This is a genomic window from Brucella sp. TWI559 (assembly GCF_039674265.1).
Classification (GTDB): domain Bacteria; phylum Pseudomonadota; class Alphaproteobacteria; order Rhizobiales; family Rhizobiaceae; genus Brucella; species Brucella chromiisoli.
Map to the genome: position 1 here is coordinate 25,582 of NZ_JBDJNE010000011.1, position 16,765 is coordinate 42,346.

A 16,765-nucleotide genomic window follows, 5' to 3' on the forward strand; every position below is an offset into this window, starting at 1 on the left:
AGAAAAAACGTCAGCGTGCATAACACGCTGACGTTTATCTTTTGTGATCTGGCTGGCGAAAAGCTTAAATATCAAGCTCTTCCACAAATGCAGCGCGATCCTGAATGAAGCGGAAGCGGGCTTCCGGCTTTGTACCCATCAGATCATCAACAGTGCTGCGCGTTTCATCAACGTAATCTTCATCGACATGAACGCGCAGAAGCGTGCGCTTCTTTGGGTCCATGGTCGTTTCTTTCAGCTGATCGGCACGCATTTCGCCAAGACCTTTGAAACGGCCGATTTCGATTTTACCGCGCCCGGTGAACATCGTGCGAAGCAGTTCATCCTTGTGCGCATCGTCGCGCGCATAGGCGACCTTGCCACCTTGACTGAGGCGATAAAGCGGCGGAACGGCCAGATAAAGATGGCCGTTGCGGATAAGATCCGGCATTTCCTGATAGAAGAACGTGATGAGCAATGATGCAATATGTGCGCCGTCCACGTCCGCATCGGTCATGACGATGACGCGATCATAACGCAGATCATCTTCGCGATAATTTTTGCGCGTACCTGCTCCCAGTGCCTGTACGAGGTCGGCAATCTGCTGGTTGGCTGTCAGTTTTTCACGGCCAGCACTGGCCACATTGAGAATCTTGCCACGCAGTGGCAGGATCGCCTGATTGGAACGATTGCGTGCCTGCTTGGCGGAGCCGCCGGCCGAGTCACCTTCGACGATGAAAAGTTCTGCACCTGCCGCCGCATTCTGCGTACAGTCTGCAAGCTTGCCTGGAAGGCGCAGCTTTCGTGTCGCGCTCTTGCGGACGGTTTCCTTTTCCTGACGGCGACGCAGGCGTTCTTCGGCGCGATCGACAACCCAGTCGAGCAAGCGCGAAGCTTCCTGCGGTGAAGCCGCCAGCCAGTGGTCAAACGGGTCGCGGATAACATTTTCGACAATGCGCTGCGCTTCAACCGTCGCAAGCTTGTCTTTGGTTTGGCCAACAAATTCCGGTTCGCGAATAAAAACTGACATCATGGCAGCAGCCGATGTCATCACGTCATCGGTTGTGATGATTGAGGCGCGCTTGTTGTTAGTCAGTTCTGCATAGGCCTTAAGGCCGCGCGTCAATGCAATGCGAAGGCCTGCTTCATGCGTGCCGCCATCGCCGGTTGGGATCGTATTACAGTAGGAATTGACAAAACCATCGCCGCCATACCAGGACACAGCCCATTCAACGGCGCCATGCCCGCCCTGCTTTTCGGTGCGGCCCGAGAAAATCTCGCGCGTCACCTGATGCTCTTTACCCAGTGAGGCTGCGAGATAATCTTTCAGGCCGCCGGGAAAGTGGAAAACAGCCTTTTCGGGTGTTTCTTTTTTGGGATCAAGAAGAGATGGGTCGCAGTTCCAGCGGATTTCAACACCGCCAAACAGATAGGCTTTCGAGCGCGCCATGCGGTAAAGCCGGTGCGGATCGAAATGTGCAGCCTTTCCGAAAATATCCGGGTCGGGATGAAAGCGGACGCGCGTGCCACGACGATTATGCACTTCGCCGACATCTTCAAGCCCACCTTGCGGAATGCCGCGCGAGAAGCGCTGGCGATAAAGACGGCGATTGCGGGCGACTTCAACTTCCAGAACATCGGAAAGCGCATTAACCACCGAAACACCGACACCATGCAGACCGCCGGAGGTTTCATAGGCCTTGCCGTCAAACTTGCCGCCTGCGTGCAGCTTGGTCATGATCACTTCAAGCGTCGATTTTCCCGGCACCTGTGGATGCTCGTCCACTGGAATGCCGCGTCCATTATCGCTCACAGTCAGGAAGCCTTCGGCATCAAGACTGACTTCGATGAAATTGGCATGGCCTGCAACGGCTTCGTCCATCGAGTTATCGATGACTTCTGCGAAGAGGTGATGCAGGGCTTTTTCGTCGGTGCCGCCAATATACATGCCGGGGCGCAGACGAACCGGCTCAAGGCCTTCGAGAACGCGAATGGAGGAGGCGTTATAATCATCGCCGCCTGATGAAACAGGTGGAGCTTTGGTTGCAGCAGGTGCTGGCTTCGGTGCAGATGATGGCGTCGCCGTTGGCGCAACAGGCGTCGATGCAGGCGCCTTTTGGGGCTGCTGCTCCATCTGCCGTTCACGGGCATTGTTGACTACTCTGGAAAAGAGATCGTTGCTGTCGTCCATCTTTGTCCGAAAAGCTTTCTGTCTGAAACCGAAAGAACCGTCCCCACTGAACGGCACGAAATAAGTTGTCTGCGAATCACAATGATAATGCCATGAGAATACCCGCAATGCGAACAAAGTTCGCCTTACGTTCCGCTTTTGCCCGGAGTTATCAAATGATTTTGCTCGCAGCGCAACAGATTTGCACCAGAAACGTGGCGAAAGTCAAACCGGGCGCTTTTCGTAATCGAATTAGGATGGAAACGGGCATGGCATTCGCGTAAGCGCAATGGAGTTGAGAAAATTGCGAGTAGCGAGATGCAGGGCAGGGCGGCAGGCGGCTTAGAAGCGCATGTAAAGGGCATGGCGATCATGGTGCTCTCGGTATTGCTGTTGCCGCTTATGGATGCCATCGGCAAATGGCTTGCGATGATGGATAACATGCCGCCGGCGACCGTCACCTTCATGCGCTTTTTCATTCAATCCTGGTTAATGTTCCTGATCCTTGTTGTGATGGGCGGGATCGCAGCGCTGCGGACCACGCATCTTGTCGGCAATCTTGTGCGCGGCGCACTGATGGGCTTTGGCGGAACGTGTTTCTTCACTGCCGTCAAATATATGCCTCTGGCGGATGCCATGGCGGTGTTTTTTGCCGAGCCGTTGATCCTGACGCTGCTTTCAGCGGTATTTCTCAAGGAGAAAGTCGGCTGGCGTCGTTTCAGCGCTGTTGGTATCGGCCTGATCGGGACGATGATCGTTATTCAGCCAAGCTTCGAGATTTTTGGCGCAGTATCCTTGTTGCCTCTCGCAACGGCTGTAACTTTTGCGATCTATCTGATCCTGAACCGGAAATATGGTGCGAAAGAAGGCCCGGTCGTGATGCAGTTTTACGCCGGTATCGGTGGATCGCTGATTGCGGGGCTATTTATGGTTTTCGGCACGGCTATGGGCGTGCAAGACTTAAGTTTTTCGTTGCCGCATAGTCTACAGCCCTGGCTGCTTCTGCTTTTGCTGGGTACAATCGGCACTGTCAGTCATCTGCTCGTGGTGCAGGCATTCAAGCTTGCACCGGCGTCGATGCTCGCGCCGTTCCAGTATCTGGAGATCGTCAATGCGGTTCTGGTCGGTTTGATTGTCTTCGGCGATTTCCCAACGCCCTCCAAATGGTTCGGAATCGCAATTATCGTGGGATCAGGTTTCTATGTGTTTATGCGCGAGCGGCGCGTGAAGAGCGTCTGATTATTTGGTCTGACGAGGGCCAAAGACGCTTTCGAAAGCTTTGCCCAATGCCACATCGACATCGCCCATCGTCACCGGTAGCCCCAGATCGACGAGGCTCGTCACGCCGTAATCAGCAATCCCGCACGGTACGATGCCGCCGAAATGTTCGAGTTCCGGCTCGACATTGATGGCAATGCCGTGGAAGCTCACCCAGCGGCGCAGACGAATGCCGATCGCGGCAATCTTGTCTTCGCACATGCCACCAGTGGCAAGCAGGGGCTTTTCCGGGCGAACAACCCAGACGCCAACGCGGTCAGCGCGCCGTTCGCCTTTGATATTGAATTGCGCAAGCGTTTCGACGATCCATTGCTCTAGCGCCGTCACAAATGCGCGCACATCTTCGCGGCGACGCTTCAGATCGAGCATGACATAGGCCACCCGTTGGCCGGGACCGTGATAAGTATATTCGCCACCGCGCCCGGTGTTGAACACTGGAAAGCGATCCGGTGTCAGCAGGTCCTCGGAATTTGCGCTGGTGCCTGCGGTATAGAGTGAAGGGTGTTCAACAAGCCAGATCAGCTCATTTGCTGTCCCTTCGCGAATGGCTGCGACACGCGCTTCCATAAAGGCGAGCGCTTCTTCGTAATCCGTTAAACCGTCAGTGATCAGCCAATCGACAGGCTGATCGTTTGACGATATGGGCATAAAATGCGTTGGGCGGTATCCGTCGCCGGATTTTTCGGGAAGGGGGGATGCAGAGCTTTCTTTCATGATTGCAGCATATGACGTTTTTGTAGGTATACTGCCAGATGTCAAAATGCCTCTGCCTCAACAGCCTGTTGCGATCAAAACGTCTTATGCAGATCTACACAAAAAGGTTTGCGCAGATTTCTCGCGGTTCCTTGTCAGGCCTTTGGGCCGCTATATATTTATCCCTACTATTCAGCGCAGGTTCATCAACCATCAATCATGATGTTTGCAGTTGAAGTGGAGAAGAATATGATTAATTCACTGAAAAAAATGATGGTCGGCTTGATTGGCGCAACATTTTTAGTGGGGGCGATTGCTCCTGTTTCCGCATCGCCGGTCCTGCCTACTGCACAAATCGCCAGTAGCGATAACATTGCCAATGTTCGGGATGATCGCTGGCGGCGCCACGGTAACGGCAACTGGAATGGCCACCGCCCCGGTCCACGTCCGGGCTGGAATGGTCACCGTCCTGGCCCACGTCCCGGCTGGAATGACAATCATCGCCCGCGTCCGGGTTATTGGAACGGCCATCGTGGCTATAACCATTATCGTAACGGCTACCGCCGTCACAATGATGGCTGGTGGTATCCGCTGGCAGCGTTCGGCGCTGGTGCAATCATTGGCGGCGCAATTGCGAACCAGCCGGCACCGCAGCCGGTATATCGTTACAGCAACAACCATGTTCAGTGGTGCTATAATCGCTATAAGTCCTATCGCGCTTCGGACAACACGTTCCAGCCATATAATGGGCCTCGCCAGCAGTGCTATTCGCCTTACCGATGATAGCAATTTGAATTTTCAGAATGACAGCCGCCTCGCAAGGGCGGCTGTTTTTATATGCAATATTTTCAGCAAAAGTGCAGAGCAGGCTGACGCATAACCTACCCGGCAATCGGTTTCGGCACTGGATTGCGCTCTGGGCCTGCAAACACGCCGTCCGATCTTATGAGGCATTTTTGAAAAGATCGCTCCAAATCCAATGCAGGTATAAACATCAGCAGAAGGAGTTCTTTAAATGATTGATTTTCTTGATTTTGTTGGTGAGCGCGCAGGGATTCGAACCCTGGACCTACTGATTAAAAGTCAGTTGCTCTACCGGCTGAGCTACGCGCTCCCTTAAGGAACAAATCGTCCCTGGAAGTGTGGCGGAACATACGGGCGGCTTTCGGATTGGTCAACACCATAAAATCAAGTTTCTCCAACATAATTTCAAAAAAATTGCCTTACTCGCTATAAATTTTGTCGTCACAGGTCTTCCCGATGAAACCGTGGAACCAAATTTGCTCATTTGGCATGGAATTCAGCCCTTAAACGTCATGCAATGCAGATTCGTTATGCCAGAAGGGGAGAGCTGTAATCTCATTAAGAATCAAATCAATGAAAAAGGACTTCGTCACAATGACGACCGCCATATATGGCTTCAATAGAAGCTGCGATTGAGGCCACCAGAGCAAATGCCACCAGCAGGAAGGCCGTCAGAATGCCAGGGATCGGATTTAAGACTGATAAGAGGTTTGATTGCCGATTGGCTGTGCAGGAAGAAGCGCAGCGCCAAGGCTGTATGAACAAGGCACCGGCTAAAAATGCCGGTGCCTTTCATTTTAACTCGCGGGGCGAGGCGGCAGGCCTGCATGCGCGCGCATTTTTTCGTAAAGAGCGGCAGCAATCGGCTCGTAATTTTCATCGAAGTGATGCCCACCTGAAAGTTTCATCAGGTCGGCCCCTTTGAGCTCCGGTGCTGTGCAAGCCGTATCGTCTTCCTCTTCACCATAAACGCAGACCACGCGATCCAGCGGAATTGTCGTGATAGCTGGAACGACGTCCTTGTCACCATCCATGCCGAGCCAGCCTTCAATCGAAACCTGGAATGTGGTGGTGGTTTCAACACCAAGAAGTCCGACCATTTTGGTGCGGTCCTGAATCGCTGGATCCAGATATTTCCAGGCAAACGGGAATGTATCTGCGCCAAATGAATAACCAAGAACGGCGACGGGCAGCTTATTGGATGGATCAGCTTTTTTGATCATTGCGGTTGTATCACGCGCTATTTCTTCCGGCGTGCGTTCTGACCAGAAATAGCGCAGTGAATCGACACCGATCACATGAACGCCATTGGCTTGAAGCCATTCACCAATTGATTTGTCGAGATCGCGCCAACCGCCATCCCCCGAGTAAAACACGGCAACCATATCAGCCTTGCCGCCTTTGGCTGGTAAATCGACAATGGGGAGTGCTTCATTCTTCGCGTCCATATCAGCCATTGCCACGACATTGTTCACGGCCATGTTCATACGAGTGGGGAAGTCTGCGCCGCTTTGCAGTACGGCTACGCTCTTTTGTCTTGCTTCGACAGGGTTGTTGACGGGAGAGCCGTTGGGTCCAATTACCAATGTAGGTGTAGGAATTTTGGCATCATATTCATAGGTGAATCCGCCGCCCGGTGCGTTCACCGCTTCTGCTTCTTCTGTGCATGAGGGCAGGCGGGTTTTTGCAGGTGTTGGGTCGAGAGCGACTGCACCGGCAATGGTTGCATCGGGCGAATCCGATGCTGCGGCATATGCAATTGTCGCGCCCTGACCAATGCCGGTCACAACGGGATGAAAATAGACATCAAGATCGAGTCCGCGCAGGGCCTCCTTGGCAATCGCTTCAAAGTCCGAGTCGAGATAATTGCACTCACCATCTTCTTTATCGAGTGCAGCGCGCCACGGACCCAGTTCTACAGGCAACACGATCATGTTGCGTGCCAGCATTGCATCCATATAAGCGCGTTCATTCTCACCAATTCCGTTTTCGTCACTCAGCAGAATGGCAAGGCCAACCGGATCGCCTTTGGGCATGTAAACCGGGATGTTGGAAAGCCGTTCAGCACTGGCATGGATTACCGGTTCGTCGGCATTGAAAAACTGCGCCCACTGACGCGCAATTTTGCCCGGATGCAGCGCAGCATAGACACCTGCACCGCCGAGCAAAGCCAGCCCAAAGACAGTTAAAAGAATGCGTCGCTTCTTCATTTACGGATAAACTCCAGTGGGCTGCCATTGATTAGTGTTGTTGCATCGATGAGTGTGCGGGGTGTTTCAAGACCGCCGGGACAAACCATATAGTGCGGTGTCCAGACGGGGTCGAATTTTTCCTTGAAGGCTTTGAGGCCATCAAAGTGGTAGAGGTCGGCACCGCGCCGATAGATGAATGATCCGAAGCGGTTCCAGCGCGAGGCCAATCTGCTGCGGTTCAGACCTGATAGCGGCGCAGCCCCGAGATTGAACCATTTATAGCCCTGTTCGTTGCTATACATGAGCAGTTTGGCAAAAAGAGCGTCCATAAGCAGTTTATGCACATTGGGCATGTAGCGCATGAGATCGACTGTGATCTCGTATTTGTCGGCACCGCGCCAGATATTGGCGAAGGCAACGATCTCTCCGTCTTTTTTAAGCACAGCCACATCGAACCGCGTCATGTAGTCGTCGTCGAAATAGCCAAGCGAAAAGCCTTTTTCGCTGCCTGATTTATGGTCAAGCCATGCATCGCTGATTTCACGCAGACGCGGAATAAGCGGTGGAACCTCTTTCACGTCTATAACTTCAAATGTCAGCCCATCCTTGTCGACTTTTCGATCGGCATAACGGAATGGCTGACGGCGCGGACCTTCGAGCGAAAAATCGCTGAGGTCAACCCGGGCGACTTCTCCAAGCTTCAGCGCCACCAATCCCATGTCGAGAAACAATGGCAGACTTGTTGGTCCAACGCCGTAAAATACGGTGCGCAGCGCCATCTTGTCTGCCAGGCTATGGAAAGACCACGCGAGTTCCTTTGCAGCCTGTTTGTCGCCAATCGGCTCGCCCAGCGCAATCAGACTGCCACCCGATTGCGCATACATGATGAATGCGTTGTTATCGGGCGCAAGCAGAAATTGCTTGTCACCAAGAAGCGCAAGGGCTGCATCTGTATGCGGACATTGCGCAACAAGTTCAAACACCGCAGGGGGGATTGAGTAATCACGCTTGCGTTTGCGCTGGCTGTGCCGATTGATGATCGAGTTCAGACCGACTGCCGCCACAACAGCAAACACCAGAACGGTGGCGCGCAAAAAGCGTGGTGCATTATCGTTCCAAGCAAAATCCCACCAAAGATTATTGGAATATTCCACGTGGCGATAAACGAAGAAGCCAAGCCAAGTGGAGACGATGACAGTTGTGCCGACAGAGGCAATCCAGCTCCAGCTCAGTTCAAATGGCCCGGAAATCGGGCGGCGATAAAAGGAATCGCGAAAGCCCCATAAAGCAAGAGCAAAAACGCACAGAATGCTTGCTTCTTCCCAATCCAAACCTTTTGCAATCGAAAACACTGCACCAAACAGCAAAAGCACGATTGCAGCAATCCATGCGCGCTCCAGTCGTCTGAACAGGCCACGCGCTACGATCAACAGCGCAACGCCGACAAGGCTTGCGGCAAGATGCGATGTTTCGACAAAAAACTCTGGAACAACACTGGAGAGTATTTTTACACGATAGCGCAAGTCGGGCGTTGCACCCGATACGAGCAGAATAATACCGCCGAGGAAGATGATACTGGCAGAGAGACCGGGAATGAGTGGCTCGACAAGGCGCTTTGCAAATTTGGCCTGACGCCCCAACATCTGCCTGCGGCGCATCCCCTCCCAGATGAGAAGGCCAATTGTGGATACGACAAGCGGCATGACTGTGTAGATCACACGATAGGCAAGCAGACCGGCAATGGCTTGTGGATTGTCACCAATGCCAAGGCCAGCAATGATGGTTGCTTCAAATGCACCAAGTCCGCCCGGCGCATGGCTCGCAATGCCTAGAACGATAGCAATCACATAGACGAGCGCGAAGACCGCAAAGCTCGGAACCGCATCCTGTGGCATCAGCACATAGAGGGTTGCAGCTGCAGCGCCTACATCGACAAGGCCTGCAAAAATTTGGGTCACTGCACCTTTCGAGTTGGGCAGTCGCAGGCTGAGCGAGCCTAAGCGAAGCGTTCTTTGGCCATGTGAGAGCCAGTAGATCAGCCAGCCAATGCCGCCAAGAATGATAATGCCAGCGACAACATCAATGCGTGCATCAATCGTCGAAATCCACGGCACATCCTGCGGATCAATTAGCAGTGCCGCGCCCACCATGATGATAAGTGCAAACCAGATTGCAAACCACGAGGTGCCGACGATCTTGCCGATATCGGCAAGGCTGATCCCTTCCGCAGCATAGATGCGATAGCGCAGTGCACCGCCCGTCAGCAGCGAAAAGCCGATGGCGTTGGAGATTGCATAGCCTGCCGCACCTGCCACCGCTGCGATACGACGCGGTATTTGGTTAGGCGCGATTGTGTCGACCGCCACCACGTCATAAAGCGCTACCGCAGCGTAGCTCAGCATAGTGAACAGAACTGCGAGGCCGATGACACTCCATGGGAGATCATGGAATGCGACCAGCGTATCCTTGCGTGAGGTATTCTGAAGCAGGCTTTCCAGAACATAAATTGCCAGCAGCGCGATCGCAATGCCCGCAACTGGAAACAGAAAATGCTGGTAGCGTTTCAGCCATCCAGAAGACTTGCTTTGTTCTTTGGTGGCTGAAGAAGGTTCTTCGTTGTCAATTAAGCTCATCGGAGCGTCGTCCAGTTGGAGCAATCTAATTTTGCGCAAATGATCCTGATTTAGGGCGAACTTGTGTTCGAATGAGATGCTGCATTGAAAATAATCAAAGTAATGTCGAAGTTGGGTTATAAGGCCATCAAAGGGTATTTCACTCGGGTCGGATTATGCCTTAATTGGCAGTGGCCGCAAGCGCTTTGGATAAAACGGGGAAGTTTCCCCGAGTTTGTTCAAAAACAAATGAATAGAGCTGTTTATCTGTTTCAGATAAGAAAAACTCTATGTAAAAAATGAGGTTTCAGTGCTTAGTGTTTCTTATTTGACGGCTGCCGGTGCGGGTGCGCTGTCGTTTCTTTCGCCCTGTGTCCTGCCGCTTGTGCCGCCTTATCTGTGTTATATGGCGGGTGTGAGTGTTGAGGATTTTCGTGCAGAAAAAGAATCACGCATTGCTGCGACTCCTTCGCATCGTCGTTCTCTTGCTTTTGCGGCTATCTGCTTTGTACTCGGTTTTACCACTGTTTTTGTGGCCCTTGGGGCTGGTGCATCGTCCATCGGCGCATTTCTGCGCATGTGGCAGCAGGAAATCGCCATGGTGGCGGGCGTCGTCATCATTCTGATGGGCCTCAACTTCCTGGGGGTGCTGCGCTTTTCATTCCTATCGCGTGAGGCGCGCTTTCAGGCGCGTAATGCGCCAGCTTCGCCATTGGGCGCTTATGTCATGGGGCTTGCTTTTGCCTTTGGCTGGACACCATGTATTGGCCCGGTTCTGGGGCCTATCCTCACATTGGCAGGCGGCAGCAGCACGGTGATTGACGGCGCTGCCCTTCTGGCAGTGTATTCGCTGGGTCTGGGAATTCCGTTTCTGATTGCGGCTCTTTTTTCGGGCGCATTCATGCGGTTTTTGTCACACTTCCGGGTTCATCTGGGCAAAGTTGAAAAAGCGATGGGCGCGTTGCTCGTGATTGCTGGTGTGCTTTTCCTGACCGGCGGAATGCAGTCTTTCTCGTTCTGGCTGCTCGAAACTTTCCCGGCACTGGGGCGCTTGGGCTGAAATTGTAAGTTTCCATATACGCTTTAATGCTATTGAGCAGATGAGCCTTTAATCTTTCTGGACGATATTATGACAGACCGTACATGCCTTTCCATCGTGCTTGCCGCTGGCGAAGGCACGCGTATGAAATCGAGTTTGCCAAAAGTTCTGCATCAGGTAGCAGGCCTGCCGCTGGTCTCGCATGTGGTTAAAGCCGTGCAGGGCACTGGTAAAAGCGACGTGGCTCTGGTCGTCGGGCGCGGTGCAGATGAAGTGCGCGGCGCTGTCGAAAAAGTTGCCGATGCGGTTTCTGCCTTTGAGCAGAAAGAACGGCTTGGTACGGCCCACGCTGTTCTGGCCGCGCGCGCAGCAATCGAGCGCGGTTATGATGATCTGCTGATCGTCTTTGGCGATACGCCGCTGATCGAAGCGCATTCGTTGCAGGCTGCGCGCAACAAGCTTGTCGAAGGTGCCGACGTTGTCGTTATCGGTTTTCGTCCTGCAAACCCGCACGGTTATGGTCGCCTGATCGAAGAAGGTGGTAAGCTCACTGCGATTATCGAAGAGAAAGAAGCCACCGACGCCCAGAAGAAAATCGGCTTCTGCAATGGTGGTTTGATGGCCGTTCGTGGTCAACACGCTCTTGCTCTGCTTGATGCTGTTGATAACAAGAACGTCAAGGGCGAATATTATTTGACCGATATTGTCGGCCTTGCCCATGGCAACGGCCTGAATGTCGTGGCGATTGAAGTGCCTGTCGATAATGTGATTGGCATCAACAATCGTGCCGAACTCGCTGAAGCTGAAAGCATCTGGCAGAACCGCAAGCGTCAGGAAATGATGCTGGCCGGTGTGACGTTGATTGCGCCTGAAACTGTTTTCTTCTCACATGATACGCTGGTCGAAGCCGACGTTGTGATTGAGCCAAACGTCTTCTTCGGGCAGGGCGTGCATGTGGCATCGGGTGCACTGATTCACGCTTTCTCACATATTGAAGGTGCGAAGATTGGCGTAAATGCCGAGATCGGACCCTTTGCGCGTTTGCGTCCGGGTGCAAATCTTGGCGAAAAATCCAAAGTGGGTAATTTTTGTGAAGTGAAGAACGCCCAGGTCGGCAAGGGCGCGAAGATCAATCATCTGACCTATATTGGTGATGCTATTGTGGGCGCGTCGAGCAATATCGGTGCGGGCACAATCACCTGCAATTACGATGGCTATAACAAGTATAAGACGGTGATCGGCGAACATGCCTTCGTTGGCTCCAACAGTTCGCTTGTTGCGCCAGTATCGATCGGTGATAATGCCTATATCGCATCTGGTAGCACAATTACGGAGGATGTGCCTGCGGATGCTCTGGCTTTCGGTCGTGCGCGGCAAGAAACCAAAGAAGGTCGGGGAAAGATATTGCGCGAGAAATACGCTGCCATCAAAGCGGCTAAAACATCGTCGAAATAAACGGCCAACAGATGAATAGAACGACAGCCCTTTGGGTTGTCGTTTTACATTAGAATCTTTAAATCACAACTCAATGCGTGAATCTCGGATCTGGAGCACCCTATGTGTGGAATTATCGGCATTATCGGCAATGACGAAGTCGCACCGCGTCTGGTTGATGCGCTGAAGCGGCTTGAATATCGCGGTTATGATTCTGCCGGTATTGCCACGCTTTTGAATGGCAAGCTTGATCGCCGTCGTGCGGAAGGCAAACTGGTTAATCTGGAAAAACGTCTGGCGGGTGAACCACTTCCGGGCGTCATCGGCATTGGCCATACGCGTTGGGCCACACATGGCAAGCCCGTTGAACGCAATGCGCATCCACATATCACGCCGCGCTTGGCTGTTGTTCATAACGGCATTATCGAAAACTTTGCCGAATTGCGCGCTATGCTCGAAGCGGAAGGTTTTACGTTCGAGACAGAAACCGACACTGAAGCCGTCGCGCATCTCGTGACGCGCGAGTTGAACAAGGGAAAATCGCCTGTTGAGGCCGTGCGCGACAGCCTGCCACTGTTACAAGGCGCTTTTGCACTCGCCTTCTTGTTTGAAGGCAATGAAGAAACGTTGATCGGCGCGCGTCAGGGGCCGCCACTGGCCGTGGGCTATGGCGAAGGCGAAATGTTCCTCGGTTCTGACGCTATCGCTTTGTCGCCATTCACCGACACAATTGCCTATCTTGAAGATGGTGACTGGGCAGTGCTGACCCGTAGGGGCGTGACCATCTATGATGAAAACAATGTTGAGGTTGAACGCACGATTTTGAAGTCACAGGCCGGTAATATGCTGGTCTCGAAGGGCAATCATCGCCACTTCATGCAGAAAGAGATGTTCGAGCAGCCGGAAGTGATTTCGCATACGCTCGCAAACTATCTCGATTTCACCACCGGTAAGGTGCGTCAGGAAGCGATTGCTGTTGATTTTGCCAAGATTGACCGGCTGACAATCTCTGCCTGTGGCACCGCTTTTTATGCGGCCTCGGTGGGCAAATACTGGTTCGAGCAGATCGCACGTCTGCCGGTCGATAGCGATATCGCTTCGGAATTTCGTTATCGCGAAATGCCGCTTTCAAAGGATTCGCTCGCGATGTTCGTTTCGCAGTCTGGTGAAACGGCGGATACGCTCGCGTCGCTGCGTTATTGCAAATCGCAGGGTTTGAAAATCGCCTCTGTGGTCAATGTGACCGGATCGACCATTGCGCGTGAATCGGATGCCGTGTTCCCGACGCTGGCCGGTCCTGAAATCGGTGTGGCCTCGACCAAGGCTTTCACCTGTCAGCTTTCGACCATGGCGTCACTTGCGATTGCTGCTGCAAAAGCGCGCGGTGCGATTGATGACAAGCGTGAACAGGAACTGGTGCGTCAGCTTTTGGAAGCACCGCGCTTTATCAATCAGGTTCTCAAGCTTGAAGACCAGATTGCTGCCGTCTGTCACGAGTTGGCAAAGGTCAGCCATGTGCTTTATCTCGGTCGTGGAACATCGTTCCCGTTGGCGATGGAAGGCGCGCTGAAGCTCAAGGAAATTTCCTACATTCACGCCGAAGGCTATGCGGCTGGTGAACTCAAGCACGGCCCGATTGCGCTTATTGATGAAACCATGCCGGTTATCGTCATTGCGCCGTCGGATCGTCTTTATGAGAAGACCGTTTCCAACATGCAGGAAGTGGCAGCCCGCGGCGGCCGTATTATTCTGATCACCGACAAGAAAGGTGCTGCGGCAGCAAGCCTTGATACGATGGCGACCATCGTTCTGCCGGATGTGCCTGAGTTTATCACGCCGTTGGTTTATGCTCTGCCGATCCAGATGCTCGCTTATCACACTGCTATTCTGATGGGTACGGACGTCGATCAGCCGCGCAATCTCGCAAAGTCGGTGACGGTAGAATAAAATTAAAACGATCTCTTATCTGAAAAAATTGACAGATAGATAGAAATGGCTGCAGCGATGCGGCCATTTCGTTTTTATCCCGCGCGAAGCAGGCGGATCGCCTCATCGCGTCCGAAAAGATAAAGCAGCACGCGCAGCGCTTTTCCGCGCTCGCTTTCAAGGTCGGGATCGCTTGCCAGAATATAGCGCGCGTCTTTGCGAGCGATTTCCAGCAAGTCGCCATGTGCTTCAATCGAAGCAAGGCGGAAGCCCGGCGTACCTGATTGACGGGTGCCGAGCAACTCGCCTTCGCCACGCAGTTTCAGGTCTTCTTCGGCAATGCGGAAACCGTCTTCCGTTTCGCGCATCACCTTGAGACGGGCCTGTCCGATTTCACCAAGTGGGCCTTTATAAAGCAGAAGGCAGGTGGATGGCTTGTCGCCACGGCCGACGCGTCCGCGTAGCTGGTGCAATTGGGATAGCCCGAAGCGCTCGGCGTGTTCGATGACGATGATCGTTGCATCCGGCACGTCGACGCCAACCTCAATGACGGTGGTTGCGACCAGCAACCGCGTTTCGCCCTGCTTGAAAGCGCGCATGGCTTCGTCTTTTTCAGCACCATTCATGCGGCCATGGATGAGGCCGATCTTGTTGCCAAAAACGGACTTGAGCGATTCAAAGCGTTCTTCGGCGGAAGTCAGCTCAACGACTTCTGATTCTTCAACAAGCGGACAAATCCAGTAAATTTTCTGGCCTTCACGAACTGCCTTTTGAATGCGCTCGACAAGTTCCCCCATGCGCTCCATGGGCAGAATGGCAGTGGTAATCGGCTGGCGTCCGGCTGGCTTTTCGGTGAGCTTGGATACATCCATATCGCCAAAGGCGGTTAGCACAAGTGTGCGTGGAATAGGCGTTGCCGTCATCACAAGCATATCGGGTGCGCTGCCTTTTGCCGTCAGCATCAGACGCTGATGCACGCCGAAACGATGCTGCTCGTCAATAATAACGAAGACGAGATCGTGATATTCGACCTTTTCCTGAAAAAGCGCGTGCGTGCCGATGATAATATCGACTTCGCCGCTTTTCAGGCCCTCAAGCACAGCATTGCGTTCTTTGCCTTTTTCGCGACCTGTAAGAAGGGCGGCTTTCAGGCCAACCTTTTCCGCCAGAGGTGCAATGGTGGCAAAATGCTGTCGAGCCAGCACTTCTGTTGGCGCCATCAGGGCAGACTGACCGCCAGATTCTGCGGCATGTGCCATCGATAAAAGGCCAACGACCGTCTTGCCAGAACCAACATCGCCTTGCAGCAGGCGAAGCATACGCTCAGGCGATTTAAGATCGGTGACGATCTCGCGAACCGCCTGATCCTGACTTTTGGTCAGTTTATAGGGGAGGTGGCGCATGATTTCCGCAACGATGCGGCCATTGCCTTCCAGTGGGCGCCCTGAAAGGCGGCGTGTTTTGGCACGCACGAGAGCCAGCGCCAGCTGTCCTGCCAGAAACTCGTCATAAGCCAGCCTGCGCCGTGTGATACTTTCGAGCGCAATATCACTCGGATCTTCCGGCAGATGCATTGTGTTCAATGCCTCTTTGAAAGAGGCGAAACGCTCACGCGCAATCAGCGGCCCGTCAATCCATTCGGGCAGCACTGGCACGCGGGTCAGTGCTTCTTTCACCGCACGGCCAAGCGTTTTGGATGAAAGGCCAGCCGTCAGCGGATAGACGGGTTCAACCATCGGAAGACTGGCCGCATCTTCAAGGCTTGCTATATAATCCGGATGCACCATGGAGGCACGCCCGTTGAACCATTCGACCTTGCCGGAAACGATGACAGTTTCACCTTCCGGCAACATCTTTTCCAGCCATGGCAATTGCGCATGAAAGAAGGTGAGGATGATTTCGCCAGTGTCATCATGTGCAATCACACGATGCGGAACATTGCCGCGTCCACGCGGGGCTGGCTGATGCTGATCAACCATCACCTCAAGCGTCACAATGGCGCCTTCCTGTGCAAAGGCTACTCCGGGGCGGTTGCGTCGGTCGATCACACTATGTGGTGGCAGGAAGAGAAGCTGGCCAACTTTTGGCTCAGCTCCGGGCACGTCTGTGCCCAAAAGTTTGCCAAGCAAAGCGGCCACTTTCGGGCCAATGCCGGAAAGTGAGCGGACGGAAGCGAAAAACGGATCAAGCACAGACGGACGCATGGCTGGGAGCATTAACTGCTTTGCTTTTCTGTGCAAGCCTTTGAAATGGTTTTGTACTATTTTTGTTCTAATTGCGGAAACGGGTTCCCTCATCGTCAACAGATGCTATATACCGGCAACATATTTTTTAATGGAGCGCTCAAACAATGACAGGCAGCACACTTGCGGCAGGAAATCTTGATGTTAGGCGTCGCAAGCTTCTGTTTCGCGCCTGGCATCGCGGCATGCGAGAGATGGATCTGATCCTTGGGCAGTATGCCGATCAGTATCTTCCAGCCTTCACTGATGCTCAACTGGACGAGTTTGAGCAGATTCTTGAAGTGCTCGACCGCGATCTTCTGAAATGGGTGACAGGCGAAAGCGAAACACCTCAGGAATATGATACGCCTTTATTCCGTGACATCATTGCTTTCCGCGACCGCATAGAATTCTGA

At 53.2% G+C, this 16,765-nt stretch carries 10 protein-coding genes, 1 tRNA gene and 1 pseudogene; 6 read left to right on the plus strand and 6 right to left on the minus strand.

The genetic code is table 11. From position 1 onward, the window contains the following. Nucleotides 1-64: 64 nt before the first annotated feature. Nucleotides 65-2,170, minus strand: coding sequence for a DNA topoisomerase IV subunit B (gene parE, locus ABE530_RS13960; protein WP_499694894.1), 2,106 nt, complete (start codon nt 2,168-2,170; stop codon nt 65-67). Between the two features lie 297 nt (nt 2,171-2,467). Here parE and ABE530_RS13965 point away from each other — a divergent pair, with 297 nt between their 5' ends. Continuing rightward, nucleotides 2,468-3,388, plus strand: a complete 921-nt coding sequence (locus ABE530_RS13965) for a DMT family transporter (protein WP_499694895.1) — start codon at nt 2,468-2,470, stop codon at nt 3,386-3,388. Here the strand turns inward: ABE530_RS13965 and lipB are convergent. Further along, nucleotides 3,389-4,051, minus strand: a pseudogene (gene lipB / locus ABE530_RS13970) (lipoyl(octanoyl) transferase LipB); the annotation flags it as partial. It lies immediately after the preceding gene. 318 nt (nt 4,052-4,369) lie between these two features. Between lipB and ABE530_RS13975 the strand changes: the two are divergent. Further along, complete coding sequence (locus ABE530_RS13975; protein WP_499694896.1) at nt 4,370-4,903, plus strand: BA14K family protein; 534 nt, start codon at nt 4,370-4,372, stop codon at nt 4,901-4,903. A gap of 255 nt (nt 4,904-5,158) precedes the next feature. On the opposite strand, the gene ABE530_RS13980 is transcribed toward ABE530_RS13975, so the two are convergent. The 3 genes from ABE530_RS13980 to mprF form a co-directional block, all read right to left on the minus strand. Beyond that, nucleotides 5,159-5,234, minus strand: a tRNA-Lys gene (locus tag ABE530_RS13980). Nucleotides 5,235-5,721: 487 nt separating this feature from the next. Then, nucleotides 5,722-7,134, minus strand: a complete 1,413-nt coding sequence (locus ABE530_RS13985; protein ID WP_499694897.1) for a virulence factor family protein — start codon at nt 7,132-7,134, stop codon at nt 5,722-5,724. After that, nucleotides 7,131-9,749 carry a bifunctional lysylphosphatidylglycerol flippase/synthetase MprF gene (gene mprF / locus ABE530_RS13990; protein WP_499694898.1) on the minus strand — a complete coding sequence of 873 codons (2,619 nt, stop codon included), beginning with the start codon at nt 9,747-9,749 and terminating at the stop codon, nt 7,131-7,133. Before mprF ends, ABE530_RS13985 begins: the two co-directional genes overlap by 4 nt. Nucleotides 9,750-10,038: 289 nt before the next feature. Between mprF and ABE530_RS13995 the strand changes: the two genes are divergently transcribed. From ABE530_RS13995 to glmS, 3 genes are all read left to right on the plus strand, one after another. Continuing rightward, complete coding sequence (locus tag ABE530_RS13995; RefSeq protein ID WP_499694899.1) at nt 10,039-10,788, plus strand: cytochrome c biogenesis CcdA family protein; 750 nt, start codon at nt 10,039-10,041, stop codon at nt 10,786-10,788. Nucleotides 10,789-10,857: 69 nt separating this feature from the next. Beyond that, nucleotides 10,858-12,222, plus strand: coding sequence for a bifunctional UDP-N-acetylglucosamine diphosphorylase/glucosamine-1-phosphate N-acetyltransferase GlmU (gene glmU / locus ABE530_RS14000; protein ID WP_499694900.1), 1,365 nt, complete (start codon nt 10,858-10,860; stop codon nt 12,220-12,222). A gap of 102 nt (nt 12,223-12,324) precedes the next feature. Next, nucleotides 12,325-14,148, plus strand: coding sequence for a glutamine--fructose-6-phosphate transaminase (isomerizing) (glmS, locus tag ABE530_RS14005; protein ID WP_499694901.1), 1,824 nt, complete (start codon nt 12,325-12,327; stop codon nt 14,146-14,148). A gap of 74 nt (nt 14,149-14,222) precedes the next feature. Here the strand turns inward: glmS and recG are convergent, their stop codons facing one another. Further along, complete coding sequence (gene recG, locus ABE530_RS14010; RefSeq protein ID WP_499694902.1) at nt 14,223-16,343, minus strand: ATP-dependent DNA helicase RecG; 2,121 nt, start codon at nt 16,341-16,343, stop codon at nt 14,223-14,225. A gap of 134 nt (nt 16,344-16,477) precedes the next feature. Between recG and ABE530_RS14015 the strand changes: the two genes are divergently transcribed. After that, entirely contained in the window at nt 16,478-16,765 is a 288-nt protein-coding gene (locus tag ABE530_RS14015; RefSeq protein WP_100557135.1) for an FAD assembly factor SdhE, read from the plus strand.